The sequence below is a fragment of the Deltaproteobacteria bacterium genome (assembly GCA_016213065.1).
Classification (GTDB): domain Bacteria; phylum UBA10199; class UBA10199; order SPLOWO2-01-44-7; family SPLOWO2-01-44-7; genus JACRBV01.
On sequence record JACRBV010000105.1, the window covers coordinates 1 to 4,913 of the forward strand.

Here is a 4,913-nt window from a genome sequence, read left to right on the forward strand (position 1 = left end):
GCGTAACTTTTGGCATCCACATCGATGCCTACGAAAATATCGTGCTGCGATGATAATGCTGTTGTCAGGTTCATGGGTTTTTCCTCCTTGTGGTTTATATCCCACAAGTCCCGTCCTGACGCTTTTACATATCATCTAGAAATTAAAGGAGGAAAAATTTATGAATAAGAAAATAATCGTTGTCACAATCGCAATTCTTGTGTTGGGCAGTTTCTCCATGGTCAAAGCGAAAGTCGTACAACCAACGGTGACACAGCCTCCATTGCCTCAGCCTTTCAAAACAACCGCTCCGTCCACAGCAAAAACAGTGATCACCACTCCAACAACAGCCAATGTCGGTAAGACAGGTGCCGTCACAACAAACGTGACCGTTCCTTCCACCAATCCAATCAATGTTCCGAGAACAATCACAAATCCGGTTAACCCAACAACAAAGCCACCAACAACCAAGTAGCGGGCCGTTTTCTTTCCATTCTCTGCTTTTCAAGTTATCAGCCCTATGCTAGCTGGCCGAAACTATGTACATCGTTGTTGGCGGAGGGGTGGTGGGGTTGCATGTGGCGATTGCTTTGGCGAGTAAGCCCGGTCATCCCGAAATTTTCCTCCTCGAAAAAGAACAGTTTTTGGGTGATCACACTAGTGGTCGCAATTCTGAAGTCATTCACGCCGGTTTTGCTTATCCGATAGGATCGCTCAAAGCGAAATGGTGTGTGGAAGGAAACCGGCTCACCTATCAATGGCTCGACAAACTGAATGTTCCCCATAAAAAATGCGGCAAGTGGCTCGTAGCTTTTAATGATGCGGAAGTGCCGGCATTGGAGGCTACGCTGAAAAATGGCGCGGCCTGCGGTGTTCCGGATATGCGCGAGGCAACTTTGGCGGAACTTAAAATAAAAGAACCGGAGATGAACGATTTTGCTGGTGTGATTTTCGCAAAAACTTCCGGCATGATGGATGTAGCTTTCTACATTCGCGCACTGGAGCGCTATTTTGCCGCTCAGGAAAATTGTTACATTATTTATCCGTGTGCCGTAACCGGTATCAACTCCGAAAAAAATATTATCGAAACAACGCGCGGGCCGATGGAATATTCGCTCCTTGTCAACTGCGCCGGACTTTTTGCCGATGAAATTTATAAAATGGCTGGCGGCAAAACAGATTACCGGATCAAACCGTTTAAAGGGGAATACATGATCTGGCGCAAAGGCAAGATCAACGAAGTGGTCTATCCCGTGCCGCGCCGCTTTTTGCCCGGCGGCGAAAAAGACAAGCGCCTTGTTTCCAGCATGGGAATTCATCTTCACCGCGGTGTTGGCGGTGATTTGTATGTGGGTCCCACACAGGTGGAACTCGATTGGTCTCAAAAAACTGATTATTCTTTGGTGACTCCGCCGGAAGTTTTTATAAAAGAAGCGAATCTCTATATCAAGGGAGTGAAAGCTGAAGATTTGCAACCCGCCTACGCTGGAAATCGCCCAAAACTCTATGTTAACGGTCAACCCTACGGCGATTTTCTAATCGAAAAACAAAAAAACCAGATTCACACCTTGGGAATCGATTCGCCCGGACTTACTTCTGCCCCCGCGATCGCGGAAGAAATTTCAAAAATGGCCCTCAATGCTTTATGAATTATATTTTTTAAAGGACGTAAATGAAGCAAATTGAAATACTCCTAAAACTTGGCGAATCACAGAAAGTGGAATTCAAAGAAGGGATATCCCCTTCGCTTGCAAGGGAAATGGTCGCTTTTGCCAATGGCGAGGGTGGTAAAATTTTCATCGGTATCAATGATGCCGGCGAAGTTGTGGGATTTGAGACGACAAACCGTCTGCTGGCGGCGATTCAGGATTTTGCCCGAAACTGTGATCCACCGGTAAAAATTTCCGCCGCAAAGGCGCGCATAAAAAGTCAGAACATCCTTGTCATAGATGTGCCCGAAGGTAGCAAAAAGCCTTATTCGTGCGGTGACGGTTACTATCTTCGCGTTGGCCCGACGAGTCAGAAACTTAGACGCGACGAGCTAATAGAATTCATCCAAAAAATTCGGCCATATTACTTTGACGAATTACCTTGTCCGGAGTTTCAATATCCGAAAGATTTTGACAAACGGGCCTTCAGTTCATTCATGCAGAAGGGCAAAATACATCAGGGTGACGCTTCTACCGTTGATATTCTGAAAAACCTCGGTGTTGTTGCCCATACAAGAGGAAACAAAATTATTTTCAATAATGCCGGAGTTTTGTTTTTTGCGAAGGAGCCACGCAGGTTTATTCCCCAATCAGAACTTACTTGCGTACTTTTTCAGGGAACGGGGAAGGCCGACATACTTGATCGCAAAGACATGCAGGGAACGCTTCCTGAGAATGTTGAGCAGGCAATGGTATTTCTAAAGCGTCATCTTTCATTGCGATATGAAATCAAAACGCTCCAAAGAAAAGAAATATTGGAACTTCCTGAAAACGCCCTGCGTGAGGCTGTTTTGAATGCCGTGGTTCACCGTGATTACTCGATACGCGGTTCCATAGTAATGGTTGAAATATACCGTGACAGGGTTGAAATTGTGGATCCCGGCGGACTTCCCCCGGGAATGAAGAGGTCGGATCTGGGAAAACGTTGTGTGCATCGGAACCCAAAGCTTGTGGACCTTTTTCATAGAATGGGAGAAATCGAAAAAATAGGTTCGGGTATTCGACGGATGAAAGATGCAACCAAAAAAGCCCATGTTCCGCCTCCCCGTTTTGAGGTCACAGGTTTTTTTGTTGCTGTTTTTAAAAAAGAAGAAGAGTTTAAAAAATTGCCATTGATTGTGGAGAAAACTGTGGAGAAAACTGTGGAGAAAATACTCTTATTTGTTAAAACAAACCCACAAATAACCCAGAAGGAATTGATGAAAAAGACCGGTCTGACTCGTAGAGGTATTGAATGGAATTTGAGGAAACTGAAAGAAGACCGCAAAATCCGACGCATTGGTCCGGATAAGGGTGGGCATTGGGAAATTTTAGAGATGTCAACATGAACGGCAGTCTTGATCTCAACCTGGACATGATATTGGTGGATGAAATATCAATGGTTCGCGCCGACCTGTTCGATTGCGCCGACGTTTTTTTGCGCGCCGTTACCAAGCGAAAAAAAATTCCCTTCGGTGGTGTGCAAATGATTTTCATCGGGGATCTCTATCAACTCCCTCCGGTGATCCGGCCCGCCGAGCGGCAGGCTTTGCTTGAGGCCTACGCGGGGCCCCATTTTTTTAACGCAAATATCTTTTCGCAGATGCGTCCGCAATTCGTCGAGCTGGAAAAAGTCTATCGCCAGAAAGATGCCGAGTTCATCCGTTTGCTCAACGCCGTCCGGAACAATACCCTCACGGAAAAAGATGTCGCCGCTTTCAACCGCAGGCACGATCCCGATTTTGACCCGGCGATAATGAAGAAGGGTTTGCACGTGGTTCTCACTGCGACCAACGATCATGCCGAAGCGATCAACCGGCAAAGACTTTCCACTCTTTCGGGAAAAATTTTCCGTTATGAAGGAGAAGTTGGCGGCGATTTTTTGCCGGATTCTTTTCCAACCGCGCAAACACTGGAAATTAAAAAAGATGCGCAGGTGATGCTTCTGAACAATGACTCGCTCGGACGCTGGGTCAACGGGACAATGGCGCGGGTGATCTCGGCCGGTAGCGAGGAGATCACGGTTTGTCTGGAAAATGGTTCGCGTCACGAACTCGAACCCTACACATGGGAAATGTTTCGCCACGGATATGACAGCCGGCTCAAAAGTCTCACCACCGAAACAATCGGCACCTTCACGCAATATCCGCTTAAACTCGCGTGGGCGGTTACCATTCACAAAAGTCAGGGAAAAACTTTTGATCATGTCGTCATTGATACCGGCCGTGGAATTTTTGCCTCGGGCCAGATGTATGTGGCGCTAAGCCGTTGCCGGAGTCTCGATGGGATGATCCTGAAAAAACCGCTGACTCGCGGGCAGGCGCTGATTGACTGGGCCGCGGTGAAATTTCTGACCGGTTTTCAATATGCCCGCTCCGAGGAATATCTGCCTCTCTCAAAAAAGATGGAGATGATTCGCGAAGCGATTGAAAACGGAAGCGAACTGGAAATGATTTATCTCAAGGCCAGCGATGTAAAATCGAAACGAAGAGTGCGCCCGATTGAAATGGGAGAAATGGAATACGCCGGCAAAACATTCCCCGGCCTGCGCGCTTTCTGCAAAGAGCGCGGCGAAGAAAGAACCTTCAGAGTAGATCGGATTTTGGAGATGAAGGTTGTTTAACCCGGGTTTTTAATGAAGTTATAATAAGTTATTTGCACTTATATGTTAAAACTGCTATAAGTGCTTATAACCTAGTATAACGTTAGGAGGGTGTCTTGGATCAAATCAAAAACCCGTTTTCGCCCGGTGCTGGCTCTCCTCCCCCGGAATTAGTTGGGCGCGATGGCATCCTTGAACAGGCTCGAATTCTTCTTGGCCGCGTAAGACAAAAACGCTCTGAAAAGAGCCTGATACTGGTTGGTTTGCGTGGCGTCGGCAAAACAGTTCTTTTGGGCGAAATAGAACATCTGACAAAAACGGCGGGATATCATGCGATCACGCTGGAGGCACATGAAAATAAATCGCTGGCCGCGCTTATGGTCCCCCGGTTGCGCAGGCTTCTTTTTGATTTGGATCGCATGGCGAACTTAAGTGAAAAGGTTCGTCGCGGACTCGGCGTTCTCAAAAGTTTTGCCAACGGAATCACTGTCAAAGTTTCGGAGATTGAATTCGGACTGGACATTGAGTCCGAACGCGGCACCGCCGATAGTGGTGATTTGGAAGTTGATCTTTCAAATCTCTTTATCGCTGTGGCCGAGGCGGCGGTTGATCGTGGAACTGCCATTGCACTGCTGATTGATGAA

Annotated in this window: 5 protein-coding genes; all 5 read left to right on the forward strand. The window is 47.1% G+C overall.

Annotation, left to right across the window (positions count from 1 at the left end; genetic code table 11):
* Window positions 1–160: 160 nt before the first annotated feature.
* The gene (locus HY877_06090; protein ID MBI5299845.1) at window positions 161–454 is read left to right on the forward strand and encodes a hypothetical protein; all 294 of its coding nucleotides are present in this window, start codon (window positions 161–163) and stop codon (window positions 452–454) included.
* A gap of 64 nt (window positions 455–518) precedes the next feature.
* Window positions 519–1,628 carry an FAD-dependent oxidoreductase gene (locus HY877_06095; protein MBI5299846.1) on the forward strand — a complete coding sequence of 370 codons (1,110 nt, stop codon included), beginning with the start codon at window positions 519–521 and terminating at the stop codon, window positions 1,626–1,628.
* Window positions 1,629–1,651: 23 nt separating this feature from the next.
* Window positions 1,652–3,016, forward strand: a complete 1,365-nt coding sequence (locus HY877_06100; GenBank protein MBI5299847.1) for a putative DNA binding domain-containing protein — start codon at window positions 1,652–1,654, stop codon at window positions 3,014–3,016.
* On the forward strand, window positions 3,013–4,290 hold the full coding sequence (locus HY877_06105; protein MBI5299848.1) for an AAA family ATPase: 1,278 nt from the start codon (window positions 3,013–3,015) through the stop codon (window positions 4,288–4,290). The genes HY877_06100 and HY877_06105 overlap by 4 nt, the downstream gene beginning before the upstream one ends.
* 95 nt (window positions 4,291–4,385) lie before the next feature.
* On the forward strand, window positions 4,386–4,913 hold a 528-nt coding region (locus HY877_06110; protein MBI5299849.1), incomplete at its 3' end, for an ATP-binding protein.